The 19,464-nt window shown below is 70.4% G+C and carries 14 protein-coding genes; 9 read left to right on the forward strand and 5 right to left on the reverse strand.

Features of this window, described 5'->3' with window-relative positions; all coding sequences use genetic code 11:
• Positions 1-3 precede the first annotated feature (3 nt).
• From FHS38_RS33370 to eccCa, 3 genes are all read right to left on the reverse strand, one after another.
• On the reverse strand, positions 4-2,250 hold the full coding sequence (locus tag FHS38_RS33370; protein WP_184740098.1) for a DUF6571 family protein: 2,247 nt from the start codon (positions 2,248-2,250) through the stop codon (positions 4-6).
• A 15-nt stretch (positions 2,251-2,265) separates the two neighbouring features.
• Complete coding sequence (locus FHS38_RS33375) at positions 2,266-2,715, reverse strand: type VII secretion target (protein WP_184740100.1); 450 nt, start codon at positions 2,713-2,715, stop codon at positions 2,266-2,268.
• A gap of 111 nt (positions 2,716-2,826) precedes the next feature.
• A complete protein-coding gene (gene eccCa / locus FHS38_RS33380) occupies positions 2,827-6,786 on the reverse strand; it encodes a type VII secretion protein EccCa (RefSeq protein ID WP_184740102.1) in 3,960 nt (1,319 codons plus the stop codon).
• Between the two features lie 248 nt (positions 6,787-7,034).
• Here eccCa and eccD point away from each other — a divergent pair, with 248 nt between their 5' ends.
• From eccD to FHS38_RS33410, 6 genes are all read left to right on the forward strand, one after another.
• Complete coding sequence (eccD, locus tag FHS38_RS33385; RefSeq protein ID WP_184740104.1) at positions 7,035-8,501, forward strand: type VII secretion integral membrane protein EccD; 1,467 nt, start codon at positions 7,035-7,037, stop codon at positions 8,499-8,501.
• A gap of 245 nt (positions 8,502-8,746) precedes the next feature.
• Positions 8,747-9,034 (forward strand): 30S ribosomal protein S15, encoded by a 288-nt coding sequence (rpsO, locus tag FHS38_RS33390; RefSeq protein ID WP_130880217.1) that lies wholly within the window; start codon positions 8,747-8,749, stop codon positions 9,032-9,034.
• A 275-nt stretch (positions 9,035-9,309) separates the two neighbouring features.
• The gene (locus FHS38_RS33395) at positions 9,310-11,526 is read left to right on the forward strand and encodes a polyribonucleotide nucleotidyltransferase (protein ID WP_184740106.1); all 2,217 of its coding nucleotides are present in this window, start codon (positions 9,310-9,312) and stop codon (positions 11,524-11,526) included.
• Positions 11,523-12,902, forward strand: a complete 1,380-nt coding sequence (locus FHS38_RS33400) for a M16 family metallopeptidase (protein ID WP_184740108.1) — start codon at positions 11,523-11,525, stop codon at positions 12,900-12,902. Before FHS38_RS33395 ends, FHS38_RS33400 begins: the two co-directional genes overlap by 4 nt.
• 78 nt (positions 12,903-12,980) lie before the next feature.
• Positions 12,981-13,733 (forward strand): 4-hydroxy-tetrahydrodipicolinate reductase, encoded by a 753-nt coding sequence (gene dapB / locus FHS38_RS33405; protein ID WP_184740110.1) that lies wholly within the window; start codon positions 12,981-12,983, stop codon positions 13,731-13,733.
• A 5-nt stretch (positions 13,734-13,738) separates the two neighbouring features.
• Positions 13,739-14,197, forward strand: a complete 459-nt coding sequence (locus tag FHS38_RS33410; protein WP_184740112.1) for a tetratricopeptide repeat protein — start codon at positions 13,739-13,741, stop codon at positions 14,195-14,197.
• A 163-nt stretch (positions 14,198-14,360) separates the two neighbouring features.
• Here FHS38_RS33410 and FHS38_RS33415 read toward each other — a convergent pair whose 3' ends face one another.
• A complete protein-coding gene (locus tag FHS38_RS33415) occupies positions 14,361-14,921 on the reverse strand; it encodes an SCO5741 family PH domain-containing membrane protein (RefSeq protein ID WP_184740114.1) in 561 nt (186 codons plus the stop codon).
• A gap of 112 nt (positions 14,922-15,033) precedes the next feature.
• Positions 15,034-15,276 (reverse strand): hypothetical protein, encoded by a 243-nt coding sequence (locus tag FHS38_RS33420; RefSeq protein ID WP_184740117.1) that lies wholly within the window; start codon positions 15,274-15,276, stop codon positions 15,034-15,036.
• A 241-nt stretch (positions 15,277-15,517) separates the two neighbouring features.
• On the opposite strand from FHS38_RS33420, the gene thyX reads away from it, so the two are divergent.
• From thyX to FHS38_RS33435, 3 genes are all read left to right on the forward strand, one after another.
• Complete coding sequence (gene thyX, locus FHS38_RS33425; RefSeq protein WP_184740119.1) at positions 15,518-16,258, forward strand: FAD-dependent thymidylate synthase; 741 nt, start codon at positions 15,518-15,520, stop codon at positions 16,256-16,258.
• A 233-nt stretch (positions 16,259-16,491) separates the two neighbouring features.
• Complete coding sequence (gene dapA / locus FHS38_RS33430; RefSeq protein WP_184740121.1) at positions 16,492-17,391, forward strand: 4-hydroxy-tetrahydrodipicolinate synthase; 900 nt, start codon at positions 16,492-16,494, stop codon at positions 17,389-17,391.
• A gap of 137 nt (positions 17,392-17,528) precedes the next feature.
• Positions 17,529-19,214 (forward strand): ribonuclease J, encoded by a 1,686-nt coding sequence (locus FHS38_RS33435; RefSeq protein ID WP_184740123.1) that lies wholly within the window; start codon positions 17,529-17,531, stop codon positions 19,212-19,214.
• Positions 19,215-19,464: the final 250 nt, after the last annotated feature.

The raw sequence follows: 19,464 nt of genomic DNA on the forward strand, positions 1-19,464 counted from the left end.
CTTCTAGTCCTTTTCGTGAGGTGGGCGACCAAGGGAATCATCCGCGCTTGGTCCTGTGCTGAGATATCTGGTTTTAAGAGCCTCCTTAAGGGCTGCGTAATCGGCGGAATCCTTGATTGTCGCGTGGCTGCTTACGTACGCCCAGTACGTCTCGGCGATTTCGTTCTCGCCCGCACCGAAGAATCGATTCTTATCAACCTTGACGGCCTCATCCGGCTTCATCTCAACCGCCTCAGCCGCCCGGTCGAACCGCTGCCCCACATACGTGCTCACCATCCCGCCCGCCGTCTCGCCCGCCAGTGGGACGACCGAGACGCCCACCGCCGCCGCACCCGGCACCGGTAGGACCGCCACCCCGGCGCCGATCGTGGCTCCCACGACCCACTTCTTCCACTCCGTCGACCGGGCCAAGCTCTTGTTGTTCTCCTCGGCATCGTGCGCATGATCGGCCGCCGCCTGTTCCACTCGGGCGTGGTCGAGGATGCCGCGCACCTCCGCCTCCGCCAGCAGCGCGCTCCGGCCCCGGACGTAGCCCGCCTCGTCCGTCGCCGGGTTCGCGTCCAGCGCGCTCAACGTATGTACGTGCTCGGCCCGTGACACATACCCGTGTGCCGTCTCGTGCTGGCCCAGCGTGCTGAGGAAGCCGATCGCGCCGTAGCGTCCGAACTCCGCCCGGCCGCCCCCGTACCTCGCCGGGAAGGCCACCGCGTCCTGGCCGACGCCGTGGTCGCCGATGCCGGAGACCGCGTAGTTGATGTCGTCGATGTACGCCGCTCCCATCCTGCCGAGGCTGTCGGCGATGCCCGACTGCCGGTGGATCAGGGAGTTGTCGTCGCCGTAGACGTACGCGACCTGTTCCATCACCCTCGCCGACGCCCCGCTCCGACGGTCCGCGCCCGCCGCGGCGTCGTACGGGCTGCCCGTCGTCGCCGACTCCAGCGCGTGGCCCAGGGCGTTGTAGCCCGCGATCCTGCCGGAGTCGCCGGTGAAGGTGACGTCGGGGTGCCAGTGGCGTTCCTTGGTGAGGTACCAGAGGTTCTTGTTGACCTCCGATTCCTTGTCGACCGGGCCCGATGCGCCCGCCGGCTGCCGGAAGAACTCCGCCGCGCCTTCCGGGCTGTGGCCCAGGGCTTGGAGGAAGCCCGTCATCGGGTCCTGGCCGCGGTCGTTCTTTCCACCCTGGTAGGTGAGGTCCGCGGTGTTGGCGGGGTTCGTCCAGAAGGACAGGTCGCCGCTGTTGACCTTCTTGTCCATGCGGACGAGGGCATTGCCGTACGCGGTGAGGAACTTCCCGTCGTACTCGCCGTGCCGCATGAGGTTGCTCATGACCTGGAAGCCCCAGGGGTTTCCCGCGGCGTCGGTGCCGATCCTCTTCCCGCCCGCCTCGATGACACCCGCCTTCCAGGAGTCCATCGCCGCGCTGTCGACCCGCGTCGCCGAGGCCAGGGTGACGCCGAGGCTCTCCTGGAGCCCCCGCAGCAGGTCCGCCCGGCCCCGGCCCGGGCCGACCTGCTGCGGGTCGGCCATGTCGGCCCAGAAACGGAGCACACCCTGGGCGCCGAGGGAGGTGGCGATGCGTTCGCCGAAGAGCGGGTCGTTCCGGTGGGCTCCGAGCAGCGCGTTGAGCCGGGTGAGCTCCGCGTCGCTCATGTCGGAGCCCTTGGCGGTCAGTTCCAGGGCTCGTCTCGCGTCCTCCTCGGCCTGTCGCCGTCCGGTGCGGTCGTAGCCGTCCTGGTTGAAGCCCGGGTCACGGGAGCCGTTGGGGTCCTGGAGCAGGGCCCAGTGGAGGTCGTCATCGGCCTCCGTAGCGGATCGGAGTGCCTGTGCGACCGCCTCGTTGTGTGCGGTGACCGTCTCCTGGTAGCCCTTGGTGAGGGCGGAGGAACCGGTCTCGGCGTACACGCGCCCGTCGTCGTTCTGCTTCAGGTGCTTGTCGCGGGCGACCGCTTCGGCGACGTGGTCCAGCGTCCTGCGGGCCGCGCGGAAGCGGCCGAGCGCGTGGTCGAGAACGGTGTGGACGTCCCGGGCCTCCTCGGCCGCTGCCAGCAGTTCCGTTCTGGTGCGGGCCAGGTTGCGGAGGCAGGCGGTGGCCGTCTCGCCTTCCCAGTCGGAGGCGTACAAAGGGTTCTCGACCTCGTGGCCGAACTTGTCGCCCACGCCCTGGATCCTCTTCGGCAGGGCCTGCCACGCCTCGACGGCCGCCTCCAGGGCGGCCAGGTTCGCGTCTCGTAGGGTCCGGTAGCCCAGCATGGTCTGTGCGGGTCCCTACCTGTCGAACCTGTCGAGTGTGCTGCGCGTCCGCTGGTCGTCGGCGTGGAAGTCACGTGCCGCCGCGCGGAGGGGAGCCGCGACCTCGTGTTGCAGCGAGCGCTCCAGCTGGTTCATCTGCTCCCGCCAGCGGTCGAGGAAGACCGTGAACGCGGGGGAGGAACGGAAACCCTTGAGTCCCTGGGCGACCGAAGCGGTTCTTCCGTCACCGACCACGGTGTCGTCGGTCTTCCCGAAGACCGCCCGGACCTCGTCCGCCTTGCCCGCCTTGTCCCGGAGGAAGGACGGGGAGACCCGTAAGCGGCGCGGCCCCGCCGGTCCGGCTCCGCCCGTCGTGCCCGTCGCGTCCTTCGAGCTCGCGAGCCGCATCGCCTCCTCCGTGAGCTTCCCGGAACTGTCGTAGCGATGCGGGTTGAACCGGCGGTCCCACTCCTCGTCGAGCGCCATGTCGCCTCCCCGGCACAGGTGTTGGCAGGTGTGTACGACGCTAGCGCCCGGCCATGACACCCGGACCCGTTTCCGTGGATCTTCACCGGTGCCGGAACAGCCGCCTCACCCTCACTCCGCCGGCAGCCACCCCGTCTGGATCAGCGCGGCCCCTTGGCGCCGCGAGACGAAGACACCGCGGCCCGGCGGCAGGGGGCGGGGCTTCATGTCGCCCAGGAGCTCGCCCTCGCTCGGGTGGCCGGAGAGCAAGACGCCCTGGGCGCCCAGCTCCTTGAAGCGCTGGATGAACGCCTCGTACGACGAGCGTCCGGCGCCCGCCGTGTTGCGGGCCAGGATGATGTTGACGCCCGCGTCCCGCGCGAACGGCAGATTGTCCAGCAGCACGCTCATGGGGTTGCCCGACGACGAGGAGACCAGGTCGTAGTCGTCGATCACGATGAACGCCCGCGGCCCCTGCCACCAGCTGCGCGCACGCAGCTGCTGCGGGGTGACGTCCGGGCCGGGGATCCGGCCGGCGATGAGGGCGTTCATGTCGCCCATGTACTTCTCCAGGGCGTTCTGCGTGGTCGCGTACCCCACCAGATACGGCTCCGGGACGCACTCCAGCAGCCCGCGCCGGTAGTCGCCGACGCAGAACAGCGCCTCGTCCGGCGTGTACCGCTCGGTGAGCTGCTTGATCAGCAGCCGCAGCATCGCCGTCTTCCCCGCCCCCGACTCGCCGAAGACGGCGAACAGCGGCTGCTGGTCGAAGTCGACGAAGAGGGGTTCCAGGTTCATCTCGTCGATGCCGATGGCGACACCCCGGTCCGGTGCGGCGTTGCCCGCGGGCAACGAGTCGGCCGCCAGCAGATGGGGGAGCATCCGGACCCGCGGCGCGTGCGGGCCGTGCCAGGCCGCCTCCACCGACCGGACGAAATCGGCCGTGGCCTCCGCGAGGTCCTCACCGCCGCCCGGCCGGCCGTCCACGCGCGGCACCGCGCCCAGGAAGTGGAACGCCTCGGGCGTGATGCCGCGCCCCGGGGCGTTCACGGGGACGTTCCTGGCGCTCTTGCGGTCGAGTTCGGAGTCGGTGGGGTCGCCGAGGCGCAGTTCCAGACGGCTCAGCAGCTGGTCCTTGAGGGCCGCGCGCATCTCCATGTAGCGGGCGGCGGTGATCACCAGATGCACACCGAAGCCGAGACCGCGGGCGGCGATGTCGGTGATGACGGGCTCGAGGTGCTCGAACTCCGTGCGGAAGGACTGCCAGCCGTCGATGAGCAGGAACACATCGCCCCACGGCTCGTCCGGCAGCTGCCCGGCCGCGCGCCGCCGCCGGTAGGTGGCGATGCCGTCGATGGCGTGGTCCCGGAAGAACGCCTCCCGCCGGTTCAGCACCCCCGCGACCTCGGCGACCGTACGCCGCACCTTGTCCGCGTCGAGCCGGGAGGCGACGCCGCCGACGTGCGGCAGGCCGTCGAGGGCGACCATGCCGCCACCGCCGAAGTCCAGACCGTAGAACTGCACTTCGGCCGGGGTGTGCGTGAGCGCGAACGCGCCGACCATCGAGCGCAGCAGCGTCGACTTGCCCGAGCGCGGGCCGCCCAGGACCAGCATGTGACCCGCGGCCCCCGAGAAGTCCCGGTGCAGCACGTCGCGCTTCTGCTCGAACGGCTTGTCCACCAGCCCCAGCGGTACGACCAGCCCGCCCGGGCGCCCGTACCCGTCCGCGCTCAGGCCGCGGCCCTCCACCGGGGCGAGCGGCGGGAGCAGCTGGTCGAGCGAGGGCGCGTCGTCCAGGGGCGGGAGCCAGACCTGATGGGCCGGCGGCCCCTGGCCGTCGAGACGACGGACGACGACGTCGAGGACCGTGTCGGACAGGGCGTCGTCGGAGCCGTCGTCCCCGTGGTCCGGGCGGGCGGCGGCCGGGTCCGGCGCGACGTAGGTGACGGGCACCGGGGCGGCCGTGAACAGCACCGGGCGGCGCTCGACCGGCAGGTCAGCGCCCGCCGGACCGGGGGAGCCGGAACGGTAGGGCGCGGAGACGTACGCCGCCTTGAAGCGCGTCATCTCGTCCGTACCGAACTTGAGGTACCCCGAGCCGGGAATGGACGGCAGGTGGTACGCGTCCGGCACGCCCAGCGCCGTACGGGATTCGGCGGCCGAGAACGTCCGCAGACCGACGCGGTACGACAGATACGTCTCCAGGCCGCGCAGCCGGCCCTCCTCCAGCCGCTGCGAGGCCAGCAACAGATGTACGCCCAGGGAGCGGCCGATGCGGCCGATCTGGATGAACATGTCGATGAAGTCCGGCTTGGCCGTCAACAGCTCGCTGAACTCGTCGATCACCAGGACGAGTGAAGCGAGCGGCTCCAGCGGGGCACCGGCCGCCCGCGCCTTCTCGTAGTCGTGCACGTTGGCGTAGTTGCCCGCCGAGCGCAGCAGTTCCTGCCGGCGCTGGAGCTCACCGGTGATGGAGTCGCGCATCCGGTCGACCAGCGTCAGGTCGTCCGCGAGGTTGGTGATGACCGCCGCGACGTGCGGCAGCCGGGACATGCCCGTGAACGTCGCGCCGCCCTTGAAGTCCGCGAGGACGAAGTTCAGCGTCTCCGAGGAGTGCGTGACGGCCAGCCCCAGCACCAGGGTGCGCAGCAGCTCGGACTTGCCCGAGCCGGTCGCGCCGACGCACAGGCCGTGCGGGCCCATGCCGTCCTGCGCCGCCTCCTTGAGGTCGAGCATGACGGGTGAGCCGTCCTCGCCGACGCCGATCGGCACCCGCAGCCGCTCCGCCGCCGACCGCGGCCGCCAGCTGCGCGAGGTGTCCACCGAGCCCGCGTCGCCCAGCGCCAGCAGATCCGTGAAATCGAGGTTGGCGAGCAGCGGTTCGTCATCGTCGCCCCCGCCCGCACGCAGCGGCGCGAGCTGCCGCGCGAGCGCCTCGGCGGCCTCCGGGGACAGCGTGTCCGGCACCCCTTCGTAGGCCGCGACCTGCGACTGGAGGCGCAGCCGCCCCGGCGTGACGATCACCGACAGCCCGCCGCGCTCCTCGTCCAGCTCACCGGGGACCACCTCGACGACGGTGACGCCCTGCAGGCCCTCGGCAGCGGCGAACGCCGAATCCGGCGGCACCGTGGCGCCGTCCAGGACGACCACCACATGCGGCTGGTCCAGCAGCGGCTGACCGTCCCGGCTGAACCGGGTACGCCCCTCCAGCCGCGGCGCGAGCAGCTCCTCCAGCTCCCCGAGGTCGTCACCGATGGTCCGCCGCGCGCCCGCGCCGTCGATCCGGCCCGGCACCTGCACGTGCGGCAGCCACTTCGTCCACTCCCACCGCTCGGCCGCCCCGCGCCCCGCGGCGACCGCGACGACCAGATCCTCCGGCGAGTGCAGCGTGGCGAGCTGCGCGAGCAGCGCGCGGGCCGCGCCGTGCACCGTCTCCGGCTCACCCGACAGGGTCACGTGGTAAAAGGCCCGCAACGACACCGCCACCGGCATGCCGTCCAACGAGCCGTGCGTGGCCAGGAACCGCTGCATCGCACCGGCCGTCAGGGGTTCCAGCTCGTCCATCGGAGCCGTCTCGGGGGCCACCAGCGGGGTCGCGAGCTGCTGCGCGCCGAGCCCTATCCGGGCCTGCCCGAAATCATCGTCGCTCACCCGCCGCTCCCACACCCGGCCCCCCTCGGCGACCACCGACCACAACTGGTCGGGCGCGGGATGCGTATAGAACTGGGCGTCGCGCTGCGCACGGGCGGTCCGCCGTACGGTCCTTCGCGTCTGCGCAAGGTATTTGAGGTAGTCACGGCGCAGGTCCGCCAGCTCGCCCTGGGTGCCCTGACGATGCCGGACGATCATGGTGATGGTCATGCCGAGCGTCGAGACCATCATCAAGGCGCCCATGACCTTCATCATCGGGGCGGCCCCCGGCATGAAGAAGTACACCGCCGACGAAGCCATGCCCAAGGTGGGCAACAGCTGCATCAGCATGCCCTCCTGACGGCCGCGCGGCAGCTCGGGAGGAGATTCCAGCCGTAGTTCCGCGCTCGGCACCTCAGGCGGGAGAGCCCGCGGCTGGCGCTTGACGACGACCTGGCTCACGGACTGCCTCAACCCCTTGACGCGGCAGGAAAGTTCCTTGCCCGGTGCCCCCGTGGCCCCGGCCTCCTCCGCGAGACGGTGATCCTATCGGCGTACGAACGTTCTCCCCGGGTAGGGTTGCCAGCCGCCCGTATGCACGAGCGAAGCCCGACCACCGCCGTCGCGCGGTGAAAGCCGCACCCGCGGACAACCGAGGCGAACACGGCCACGCACGCGAAGCAGTACCGCGAACCAGGGGGACACCACAGGTGAGTACGTCCGCTACGACAGGCTTCTGCAGGGTGACCGTCGTCGCGCCGGACAGCCGGATCGACGTCGCCCTCCCCGAGGACATCGCCGTCGCCGACGTCTACCCCGAACTCCTGCGGCTCACCGGACAGACCCAGGCCCCGGGCACCCCCACCGGCTACCACCTCGTACGCCGCGACGGCACCGTCCTCGAAGGCGCCCGCACCCTCGCCGCCCAGCGCGTCCTGGACGGCGAGCTCCTCGCGCTGCGCCCCTTCGCCGAATCGCTGCCGGCCGCCGTCCACGACGACGTCTCCGACGCCGTGGCCGCCGCCGTCACCCGCGACCGCGCCCTCTGGGACGACCGGCTGCTGCGCGTCGGCGGCCTGTGGGGCGGCGCGCTGCTGCTCGTCCTGCTGGCCTTCGCCCTCTGGTCCGCCGACCCCCTCCGCCACGACACCCACGGTCTGCCGGGCATCGTCGCCGCCGCCGTCGGCCTCTTCCTGACGGCGTTCGCCGGCGTCCGGGCACGGGTCTACGGCGACCGCGGCTCCGCCGTCGCCCTCGGCCTGGCCGCCCTGCCGCACCTGATGACCGCCGGAGCCGGCGTGCTGCCCCCGGACGCGGGCGAGGGCGTCGGCCGGCTCCAGTTCCTGCTCGGCTGCGTCGCCGTCCTCGTCGGCTCCGTCGTCCTCGTCGCCGCGCTGCCCTCCGGCGACGCCCCCTTCATCGCCGCCGTCGCCGCCTCCGCCACCGGCACCCTCGCCACCTTCTGCGCGATCCTCACCGAAGCCGGGCCCACGGCCGTCGCCGCCGTCTGTGCCGCCGTCGCCATCGGCGCCGTCGCCTTCCTGCCCGGCCTCTCCGCCCGCGTCGCCCGGCTGCCCATCGGCTACGCCGCGCCCCGCTCCACGGCCGGCGACGACCTCGACACCCCGGGCGGCGACCACACCCCCGAGCCCGTCGACGCCGAGCGCATCGCCGCCCAGGCCCGCCGCGGCCACGAACTGCTGCTCGGCCTCGTCGGCGGCTGCGCGGCCGTCGTCGTCGGCTCGGCCGCGGTCCTCGGGTTCTCCGCCGACCCCTGGGGCCAGGCCCTCGCCCTCGCCGCCGGTGCGGCGACGCTGCTGCGCGCCCGTCTCTTCCGCTACACCGCGCAGGTCACCACGGTCCTCGCCGCCGGCCTCGGCGCCCTCGCCCTGCTGGTCCTCGGGCTGTCCCTGAACCCGCCCGCCGCGGCCGTCCGCGCCCTCACCGAGCACGACGGCGGCCCGCTCGACCTCCGTACGGTCTGGCTCGCCGCCGCCGTCACCGCCGGCGCCGCCCTGCTCACCGGCATCGCGCTGATCATCCCCAGCAAGGGGCTCTCACCCTTTTGGGGGCGTCTCTCCGATATTTTTGAGAGCACCCTCCTGCTCTCCCTCGTCCCGCTGTGCCTCGCCGTCCTTGACGTGTACGCCACCGTGCGGGGTCTGACCAGCTCATAAGGGACAGGACGCGGGCCTCGTAAGGGCAGGGCGAAGGCCGAGGTGGGCCGGCCCGGCCCCGTCCGGGGCCGCGGTGCCCGGCTGGTACTGTGTGTAGTGGCCGTTTGTGTACGCGCCTCCGGACCGCCCGTAAGGGCTTCTGGGGACAGCGCCCAGCGGACCTCGCCTCCCGAGTCACGGAAGCTCCCCTGAGATCAAGACCAGGGGCACTCGGCGGCTGAAAACTGAGAATTTGAGGAGTACCCGTGTCGCTCGACGCCGCTACGAAGAAGCAGATCATGACCGAGTTCGCCACCAAGGAGGGCGACACCGGCTCCCCCGAGGTCCAGGTCGCGATGCTCACCCGCCGCATCTCGGACCTGACCGAGCACCTCAAGACGCACAAGCACGACCACCACTCCCGCCGTGGTCTGCTGCTCCTGGTCGGCCAGCGTCGCCGCCTTCTGCAGTACCTGGCCAAGAAGGACATCACGCGCTTCCGCGCCCTGGTCGAGCGCCTCGGCATCCGCCGCGGTGCCGCGGGCGCCAAGTAAGACATCGTGAAGGGAGCGGTTCCCACATCTGGGGGCCGCTCCCTTCGCGTATCTCGTGGGACCCGGAAGCTTTGTAGTCTGGTCCCACAACGGAACAACGACAGAACAGCATGACGGAGGAGGCGCCGGCCTCGCCGCCGGTCCTCGGTAGTGGCCCCCGGAACAGGGATTCCGGGCGCTTCGATCGAAGACCGGCCCGCACAGAGCAAGCCGCGGCGCCCCTCCACCAACGTCCCCGCCACACGGGCAGGGACGCAGACGAGGAGATATCACTGGTGGAGAACGAGACCCACTACGCCGAAGCCGTCATCGACAACGGCACCTTCGGCACCCGCACCATCCGCTTCGAGACGGGCCGCCTGGCCAAGCAGGCCGCCGGCTCCGCCGTGGCGTACCTGGACGACGACACCATGGTGCTGTCGGCCACCACCGCTTCGAAGAAGCCCAAGGACCAGCTGGACTTCTTCCCCCTGACGGTCGACGTCGAGGAGCGCCAGTACGCGGCCGGCAAGATCCCCGGCTCGTTCTTCCGTCGTGAGGGCCGCCCCTCCGAGGACGCGATCCTCACCTGCCGCCTGATCGACCGCCCGCTGCGCCCCTCCTTCAAGAAGGGCCTGCGCAACGAGATCCAGATCGTCGAGACGATCATGGCGCTCAACCCCGACCACCTGTACGACGTGGTCGCGATCAACGCCGCCTCCTGCTCCACGCAGCTCGCGGGCCTGCCCTTCTCCGGTCCGATCGGCGCCACCCGCGTGGCCCTGATCAAGGGCCAGTGGGTGGCGTTCCCGACCCACACCGAGCTCGAGGACGCCGTCTTCGACATGGTCGTGGCCGGTCGCGTCCTCGAGGACGGCGACGTCGCGATCATGATGGTCGAGGCCGAGGCCACCGAGAAGACCGTCCAGCTCGTGGCGGACGGCGCCGAGGCCCCGACCGAAGAGGTCGTCGCCGCCGGTCTCGAGTCGGCGAAGCCGTTCATCAAGGTCCTGTGCCGCGCCCAGTCGGAGCTCGCGGCCAAGGCCGCCAAGCCCGAGGGTGAGTTCCCGGTCTTCCTGGACTACCAGGACGACGTCTTCGAGGCGCTCTCCGCCGCGGTCACCGCGGAGCTCTCGCAGGCGCTCACCATCGCCGGCAAGCAGGACCGCGAGACCGAGCTGGACCGCGTCAAGGAGATCGCCGCGGAGAAGCTCCTCCCGGCCTTCGAGGGCCGCGAGAAGGAGATCTCCGCCGCGTACCGTTCGCTGACCAAGAAGCTGGTCCGCGAGCGCGTCATCAAGGACAAGGTCCGCATCGACGGCCGTGGCGTCACGGACATCCGTACGCTCGCCGCCGAGGTCGAGGCCATCCCGCGCGTGCACGGCTCGGCGCTGTTCGAGCGTGGCGAGACCCAGATCCTGGGCGTCACCACCCTCAACATGCTCCGCATGGAGCAGCAGCTGGACACCCTCTCCCCGGTGACCCGCAAGCGCTACATGCACAACTACAACTTCCCGCCGTACTCCGTCGGCGAGACCGGCCGCGTCGGTTCGCCGAAGCGCCGCGAGATCGGCCACGGCGCCCTGGCCGAGCGGGCCATCGTGCCCGTGCTGCCGTCGCGCGAGGAGTTCCCGTACGCCATCCGCCAGGTCTCCGAGGCGCTCGGCTCCAACGGCTCGACCTCCATGGGCTCGGTCTGCGCCTCCACCATGTCGCTGCTGAACGCCGGTGTGCCCCTCAAGGCCCCCGTCGCCGGTATCGCCATGGGTCTGATCTCCCAGGAGATCGACGGCAAGACGCACTACGTCGCCCTCACCGACATCCTCGGTGCGGAGGACGCGTTCGGTGACATGGACTTCAAGGTCGCCGGTACCAAGACCTTCGTCACCGCGCTCCAGCTCGACACCAAGCTCGACGGCATCCCCGCCTCGGTCCTGGCCGCCGCGCTGAAGCAGGCCCGCGACGCGCGCCTCCACATCCTCGATGTGATGAACGAGGCCATCGACGTCCCGGACGAGATGTCCCCGAACGCCCCGCGGATCATCACCGTCAAGATCCCGGTGGACAAGATCGGTGAGGTCATCGGCCCCAAGGGCAAGATGATCAACCAGATCCAGGAGGACACCGGCGCCGACATCACGATCGAGGACGACGGCACCATCTACATCGGTGCCGCCGACGGTCCGGCCGCCGAGGCCGCCCGCGCCACGATCAACGGCATCGCCAACCCGACCATGCCGGAGGTCGGCGAGCGCTACCTGGGTACGGTCGTCAAGACCACCACCTTCGGTGCCTTCGTCTCCCTCATGCCGGGCAAGGACGGTCTGCTGCACATCTCGCAGATCCGCAAGCTCGCCGGTGGCAAGCGCGTGGAGAACGTCGAGGACGTGCTCGGCGTCGGCGCCAAGGTCCAGGTCGAGATCGCCGAGATCGACCAGCGCGGCAAGCTCTCGCTGATCCCGGTCATCGAGGGCGAGGACGGCGACGAGGCTAAGGACGAGTCCGCCAAGTGACGTCCCGTAGTACACGGAAGACGGCCCGCACCTCTTCGGAGGGGCGGGCCGTCGCCCGTACCCAAACGCTTCTCAAGGGCGAGAACGGCATCGGTACGGTCCGCAGGACCACCCTTCCCGGCGGCCTGCGCATCGTCACCGAGACCCTGCCGTCCGTACGCTCCGCGACCTTCGGCATCTGGGCCAACGTCGGCTCCCGCGACGAGACCCCGACCCTCAACGGCGCCACGCACTACCTGGAGCACCTGCTCTTCAAGGGCACCTCCAAGCGCAGCGCGCTCGACATCTCCTCGGCGATCGACGCGGTCGGCGGCGAGATGAACGCGTTCACGGCGAAGGAGTACACCTGCTACTACGCACGTGTCCTCGACACCGATCTGCCGCTGGCCATCGACGTCGTCTGTGACATGCTCACCGGCTCGCTCATCGAGGCCTCCGACGTCGACGCCGAGCGCGGCGTGATCCTCGAAGAGATCGCGATGACCGAGGACGACCCCGGCGACTGCGTGCACGACCTGTTCGCGCACACCATGCTGGGCGACACCCCGCTGGGCCGCCCGGTGCTCGGCACGGTCGACACGATCAACGCCCTCACGCGCGACCAGATCGCCCGCTTCTACAAGAAGCACTACGACCCGACCCACCTGGTCGTGGCCGCCGCGGGCAACGTCGACCACGCCAAGGTCGTCCGCCAGGTGCGCGCCGCGTTCGAGAAGGCCGGCGCCCTCTCCCGTACGGACGCCCTGCCCGTCGACCCGCGCGCGGGCGCCCGCACGATCCGCACCGCGGGCCGCGTGGAACTGCTGGGCCGCAAGACCGAGCAGGCGCACGTCGTCCTCGGCATGCCGGGCCTGGCCCGCACCGACGAGCGCCGCTGGGCGCTCGGCGTGCTCAACACCGCGCTCGGCGGCGGCATGAGCTCGCGGCTCTTCCAGGAAGTCCGGGAGAAGCGCGGACTCGCCTACTCCGTCTACTCCTACACCTCGGGCTTCGCCGACTGCGGCCTCTTCGGCGTCTATGCCGGCTGCCGCCCGAGCCAGGTCCACGACGTGCTCAAGATCTGCCGCGACGAGCTGCACAAGGTCGCGACCGAGGGGCTCAGCGACGAGGAGATCACCCGCGCCGTCGGGCAGCTCTCCGGCTCCACGGTCCTCGGGCTGGAGGACACGGGCGCGCTGATGAACCGCATCGGCAAGAGCGAGCTGTGCTGGGGCGAGCAGATGTCGGTCTCCGACATGCTGACGCGCATCGCGGCCGTCACCCCGGAGGAGATCCGGGAAGTGGCCCGCGATGTACTGGGGCAGCGTCCTTCGCTGTCCGTCATCGGCCCGCTGAAGGACAAGCAGGCGGTCAGGCTCGACGCGGTCGTGGCCTGACGCTCCTGACAGATTCCGTCTGATTCCGACTGGTCCTGAGTGATCCTTAGAGATCCTTAAGAGAAGGAAGCATCAAGGATGAGCAAGCTGCGCGTGGCGGTCATCGGCGCCCAGGGCCGGATCGGCTCCGAGGCCGTACGGGCCGTCGAAGCCGCCGCCGACATGGAGCTGGTGGCCGCGCTGGGCCGGGGCGACAAGCTCGAGACGCTGACCGGGGCGGGCGCCCAGGTCGCCGTCGAGCTGACCCACCCCGACTCGGTCATGGACAACCTCGAGTTCTGCGTCGCCCACGGCATCCACGGCGTGGTCGGCACCACCGGCTGGACCGAGGACCGCCTCGCCCGGCTGACCGGCTGGCTCGACGCCAAGCCGGGCACCGGCGTGCTCATCGCCCCGAACTTCTCCATCGGGGCCGTGCTGACCATGGCCTTCGCCCAGCAGGCGGCCCGCTTCTTCGAGTCGGTCGAGGTCGTCGAGCTGCACCACCCGAACAAGGCCGACGCCCCCTCCGGCACCGCCACCCGCACCGCGCAGCTCATCGCGGCGGCGCGCCGGGAGGCGGGCTGCGCCCCGCAGCCCGACGCCACGACGACCGCCCTGGACGGCGCGCGCGGCGCGGACGTCGAGGGGGTGCCGGTGCACTCGGTGCGGCTGCGCGGGCTGCTGGCCCACCAGGAGGTGCTGCTCGGCGACACCGGCGAGACGCTGACCATCCGGCACGACTCGCTGCACCACAGCTGCTTCATGCCGGGCATCCTGCTCGGCGCGCGGCGCGTGGTGGACACCCCGGGCCTGACCTTCGGGCTGGAACACTTCCTGGATCTGGGCTGAGAACCGTGCGCGCAAAGATCGTCTATTTCGCCCTGGCCGCCGTCCTGGTCGCCTACTTCGTCCTGGTCGGCAGCCGCGGCGTCATGCTGATCCAGCAGGGCACGGTGCTCACGGTCGCCTTCGGCGTCTCCGTGCTGGTCCTGCCGTTCATCGGTGCCTGGTTCCTGTACCAGACCACCAAGTTCGCGCGCGCCGCCGACCGGCTGGCGCGGGAGCTGGACGCGGAGGGCGGCCTGCCGGTCGACGAGCTGGTACGGACCCCGAGCGGCCGTATCGACCGCGACTCCGCGGACGAGGTCTTCGCCCGGCGGCAGGCCGAGACCGAGGACGCCCCGGGCGACTGGCGCTCGTGGTTCCGCCTGGCCGTGGCCTACCACGACGCCCGTGACACCCCGCGGGCCCGCAAGGCCATGCAGCGGGCGATCGCGCTGCACGACGGGAAGCCGGTCCGCGTCGAGGCGTAGGCCGTTGCCATCGTGTTCTCAAACGCCGGACGGGCTTGGTAGCTGATCAGCCACCAAGCCCGTCCGGCGTTTGAGGACGCGCCCGCAGGGCGCTCGCCGCCGCAGGCGGCACAGGTGGCCCGCAGGCGAAGAGCCGTCAGCCAGCCGAGAGGCGACGGGCCCCTCAGCGCCGGTGCGCGGCGACCCGGTCCTCGATCGCTTCGGCCGCGACGGCGAAGGCTTCCGGACGGCCGAGGAAGTCCCCGCCACGGTCCGTGACCACCACGGGGAGCGAGCCGCCCCGCGCCAGGTCGACGACCAGGGCCTGTCCCTGGACCGTGCGCGGCAGGCCCAGCCAGCGGACCGGCTGCTGAGTGGTCCGTACGGCCGCGACGTCCGACCACGCCACGGTGGTGCCGGACACCAGTCGCAGCTGGCGCAGCCCCTGCGGGCTCACCCAGATCCCCACGCGCACCAGCCGGACCGCGATGGTGATCATGAGAGCGGCGACGGCGAGGCAGATTCCCGCGCCGGGCAGTGATCCGGCGAGCGCGATGATCAGCGCCGAGAACAGTACGTACGAGGCGAGCAACAGCACCAGCGCCGAGCCGCCGACCCGCCAAGGACCGGGGCGGTACGGACGCCGCCAGCGGTCGAGGTCCTCATAGGGCAGGTTCTCGTCGGGCGTGGTCGCGGGCGCGAGGTCTTCGGCGTCGCGGTCGGCTGTCAAGAAGGGCAGGGGCACGACGGTTGTTCCTCACGTACGAGCACGCTCCACTGGCTGTGCCCGGTGAGGTTATCGATGCGTGAGGGGCCCGACCACTCCAGGGTGGGTGGACCGGGCCCCTCACGATCGATCAGCGGCCGTCGGACGCTTCCGACTGCTGCGAATGGTGCGAATTCTGCGTGCCCGTCTGGAGCGACGGCATCCCGAACAGCAGCGCTCCGACGAGCCCCGTCGTGACCGTCAGCCCCACGAGCACCCGGCCGGCTATCTGCGACCGACTCGCGCGATCTCGGGGCGGCGGCGTGACGTTGCTGCGGTAACGCTCGGCCTCGGCGACGAAGGCGAACGGTACGGGCTCTCGCCGGCGGAACATGAAGAACTCTCCTAGCAACCTCGAAGTCGGCTGTTACTCATAAGGACGTTCTTTTGGCCCCAGGGGTGCCCGTTTTCGTCAACTTCTGTGAAAAATCTCAACCGGCGTCCCGACACTCCCACCGGCGACCCTCGCCCGACCGCACTCGGCGGCTCCGCCAGCGCGTCAGGCCGGACCGAGTGTCAGTGGCGGCCCGTAGGCTTGTCGCCGCCCGAGCATTGCAACTGGAAGGACCCCGCCGGTGACCGACAGCCCCACCGAGACCGCCAAGCCCGGATTCCTCAGCGACGTGACCGTCGAGCTGGTCAAGCACAGCGCCGCCGACTCCGACGTGCTGTGGGCGGCTCGCGTCTCCACCGCCGGCGAGCAGTCCCTCGAAGAGCTCACGAAGGACCCCGAGCGGTCCAAGGGCCTCATCAATTATCTGATGCGCGACCGCCACGGCAGCCCCTTCGAGCACAACTCGATGACCTTCTTCATCAGCGCCCCGATCTTCGTCTTCCGCGAGTTCATGCGCCACCGCGTCGGCTGGTCGTACAACGAGGAGTCCGGCCGCTACCGCGAGCTCCAGCCCGTCTTCTACGTTCCGGGCCAGGACCGCAAGCTGGTCCAGGAGGGCCGCCCGGGCAAGTACGTCTTCGTCGACGGCACCCCGGAGCAGCACGAGCTGACCAGCCGCGTCATGGAGGACTCCTACCGCCAGGCCTACGAGGCCTACCAGGAGATGCTCGCCGCGGGCGTCGCCCGTGAGGTCGCCCGCGCGGTGCTGCCGGTCGGTCTCTTCTCCTCCATGTACGCCACGTGCAACGCCCGCTCCCTGATGCACTTCCTCGGCCTGCGCACCCAGCACGAGCAGGCGGCCGTCCCCTCGTTCCCGCAGCGGGAGATCGAGATGGTCGGAGAGAAGATGGAGGCGGAGTGGGCCAAGCTCATGCCGCTCACCTACGCCGCCTTCAACAAGAACGGCCGCGTCGCACCGTAAGGGCGAGCGCGCTCGCACTCCGTCGCGGCCGCCCACACGGCGTGACGTGATCATGTGACGCACTGATGCACGGACCGGTAGGCGAAGTGTCCGTATTGCGGCATTTCGCCACCTTCATCTACGCTGAACAAACGGGCCCGGCACTGCTTGAACCCCCGAGCAGGCAGTGCCGGGATCCCTTTCGCACTCCCCGAGGGAGCACCTCACGGTGAGCAACGAGTAGCGTGGCCCCCATGGCTCCGACCTCCACACCGCAGACGCCCTTCGGGCGGGTCCTGACCGCGATGGTGACGCCCTTCACGCCCGAAGGCGCCCTCGACCTCGACGGCGCCCAGCGGCTCGCCACCCACTTGGTGGACGCCGGCAACGACGGCCTCGTCGTCAACGGCACCACCGGCGAGTCGCCCACCACCAGCGACGCGGAGAAAGCCCAGCTCGTACGGGCCGTGGTCGAAGCCGTCGGAGACCGAGCCCACGTCGTCGCCGGAGCCGGCACGAACGACACCGCGCACAGCATCGAGCTGGCCCGCGCCGCCGAGCAGGCCGGTGCGCACGGCCTCCTCGTCGTCACCCCGTACTACAACAAGCCGCCGCAGGAAGGCCTCTACCGGCACTTCACCGCGGTCGCCGACGCCACGGGCCTGCCCGTGATGCTCTACGACATCCCCGGCCGCAGCGGCGTCCCGATCAACACCGAGACCATCGTCCGGCTGGCCGACCACCCCCGGATCGTCGCCAACAAGGACGCCAAGGGCGACCTCGGCCGCGCCAGCTGGGCCATCGCCCGCTCCGGCCTCGCCTGGTACTCCGGCGACGACATGCTGAACCTGCCGCTGCTCTCCGTCGGCGCCGCCGGTTTCGTCTCCGTCGTCGGCCACGTCGTCGCCCCCGAGCTGCGCGCACTGCTCGAAGCCCACCGCTCCGGGGACGTCACCAAGGCGACCGAGATCCACCAGCGGCTGCTCCCGGTCTTCACCGGCATGTTCCGCACCCAGGGCGTGATCACCACCAAGGCCGCCCTGGCCCTGCAGGGCCTGCCCGCCGGCCCGCTGCGCCTGCCGCTCGTCGAGCTGTCCCCGGAGGAGACCGAGCAGCTCAAGCGCGATCTGTCGGCCGGCGGGGTACAGCTTTAACCAGGGGCCGTTCCCCGCATAGCGGACCGGCACACCACGGACTTCACAACTGAACACCGAAAACAACTGCAAGTGCACGAATGTCACGCGCGCCATGTGCCCCAGCGGCATGTGGCGTGCGTGGTGAGGAGAGTCTTTTGAGTCACCCGCACCCTGAACTCGGTCCGCCGCCGAAGCTTCCCGAGGGCGGCCTGCGCGTCACCCCGCTCGGCGGCCTCGGCGAGATCGGCCGCAACATGACGGTCTTCGAGTACGGCGGCCGTCTGCTGATCGTCGACTGCGGAGTGCTCTTCCCCGAGGAGGAGCAGCCCGGAGTCGACCTGATCCTGCCGGACTTCACGTCCATCCGTGACCGTCTGGACGACATCGAAGGCATCGTGCTCACGCACGGCCACGAGGACCACATCGGTGGCGTCCCCTACCTGCTCCGCGAGAAGGCGGACATCCCGCTGATCGGCTCGAAGCTGACCCTCGCGCTGATCGAGGCGAAGCTCCAGGAGCACCGGATCCGCCCCTACACCCTCGAGGTCAAGGAGGGGCACCGCGAGCGGATCGGCCCCTTCGACTGCGAGTTCGTGGCGGTCAACCACTCCATCCCGGACGCCCTCGCGGTCGCCATCCGCACCCCGGCCGGCATGGCCGTGCACACCGGCGACTTCAAGATGGACCAGCTTCCGCTGGACCGCCGCCTCACCGACCTGCCCGCCTTCGCGCGGCTCGGCGAGGAGGGCATCGACCTGCTGCTCTCGGACTCCACGAACGCCGAGGTCCCCGGCTTCGTACCGCCCGAGCGCGACATCTCCAACGTGCTGCGCACGGTCTTCGCCGGCGCCCAGAGCCGCATCATCGTGGCCAGCTTCGCCAGCCACGTGCACCGCATCCAGCAGATCCTGGACGCGGCGCACGAGTACGGCAGGCGGGTCGCCTTCGTCGGCCGCTCGATGGTCCGCAACATGGGCATCGCCCGTGACCTCGGCTATCTGCGGGTCCCGGCCGGTCTCGTCGTGGACGTCAAGACCCTCGACGACCTCCCGGCGGACGAGGTCGTGCTGGTCTGCACGGGTTCCCAGGGCGAGCCGATGGCCGCGCTGTCCCGGATGGCCAACCGCGACCACCAGATCCGGATCGTCCAGGGCGACACGGTCATCCTGGCCTCGTCCCTCATCCCGGGCAACGAGAACGCGGTCTACCGCGTGATCAACGGCCTGACCCGATGGGGCGCCAACGTCGTCCACAAGGGCAACGCCAAGGTCCATGTCTCGGGCCACGCCTCCGCGGGCGAGCTGCTGTACTTCTACAACATCTGCAAGCCGCGGAACCTCATGCCGGTGCACGGCGAATGGCGCCACCTGCGGGCCAACGCCGAGCTGGGCGCGCTGACCGGGGTGCCGAAGAACCACATCGTGATCGCCGAGGACGGCGTCGTGGTGGACCTGGTGGACGGCGCCGCGAAGATCGTCGGCAAGGTCCAGGCGGGTTACGTGTACGTGGACGGCCTCTCGGTCGGCGACGTCACCGAGGCCTCGCTCAAGGACCGTCGCATCCTCGGGGACGAAGGCATCATCTCCGTCTTCCTCGTCGTCGACAGCACGACGGGCAAGCTCGTGGGCGGCCCGCAGATCCACGCCCGGGGCTCCGGCATCGACGACGCCTCGTTCTCCGCGGTCATCCCGAAGATCGAGGAAGCCTTCGCCAAGTCCGCCTCCGACGGCGTGGTGGAGCCGCACCAGCTCCAGCAGCTCGTCCGGCGTTCCGTGGGCAAGTGGGTGTCCGACACCTACCGCCGACGCCCGATGATCCTCCCTGTGGTCGTCGAGGTCTGACGTAGCGTCACCCGTACGGGACGGCCGCCCCGGTGCCGATTTGCATCCGGGCGCGGCCGTCCAGTACGTTTACGTCTCCGCCGCAACGGGAACCCCGAACGCTTCGTGCGTAAGGGATCTTCCGGAAGGCAGGTGGAAATCCGGCCCAGGGAAACCTGATAAAGTCGGAATCGCCGGAAAGCGAAAGCAAGAAGGCGAAACCCCTCCGATGGGGATCGGAAACGAAATTCGAGCCGGGAACGGCACGGAA

The organism is Streptomyces netropsis, assembly GCF_014203545.1.
In the GTDB taxonomy this organism is placed as follows: domain Bacteria; phylum Actinomycetota; class Actinomycetes; order Streptomycetales; family Streptomycetaceae; genus Streptomyces; species Streptomyces netropsis.

Bases quoted from the DNA above. Each gene is read 5' to 3' on its own strand.
- FHS38_RS33370 (WP_184740098.1), bottom strand. From the start codon at position 2,250: ATGCTGGGCTACCGGACCCTACGAGACGCGAACCTGGCCGCCCTGGAG.
- FHS38_RS33375 (WP_184740100.1), bottom strand. From the start codon at position 2,715: ATGGCGCTCGACGAGGAGTGGGACCGCCGGTTCAACCCGCATCGCTAC.
- dapB (WP_184740110.1), top strand. From the start codon at position 12,981: ATGAGCAAGCTGCGCGTGGCGGTCATCGGCGCCCAGGGCCGGATCGGC.
- FHS38_RS33420 (WP_184740117.1), bottom strand. From the start codon at position 15,276: ATGTTCCGCCGGCGAGAGCCCGTACCGTTCGCCTTCGTCGCCGAGGCC.
- dapA (WP_184740121.1), top strand. From the start codon at position 16,492: ATGGCTCCGACCTCCACACCGCAGACGCCCTTCGGGCGGGTCCTGACC.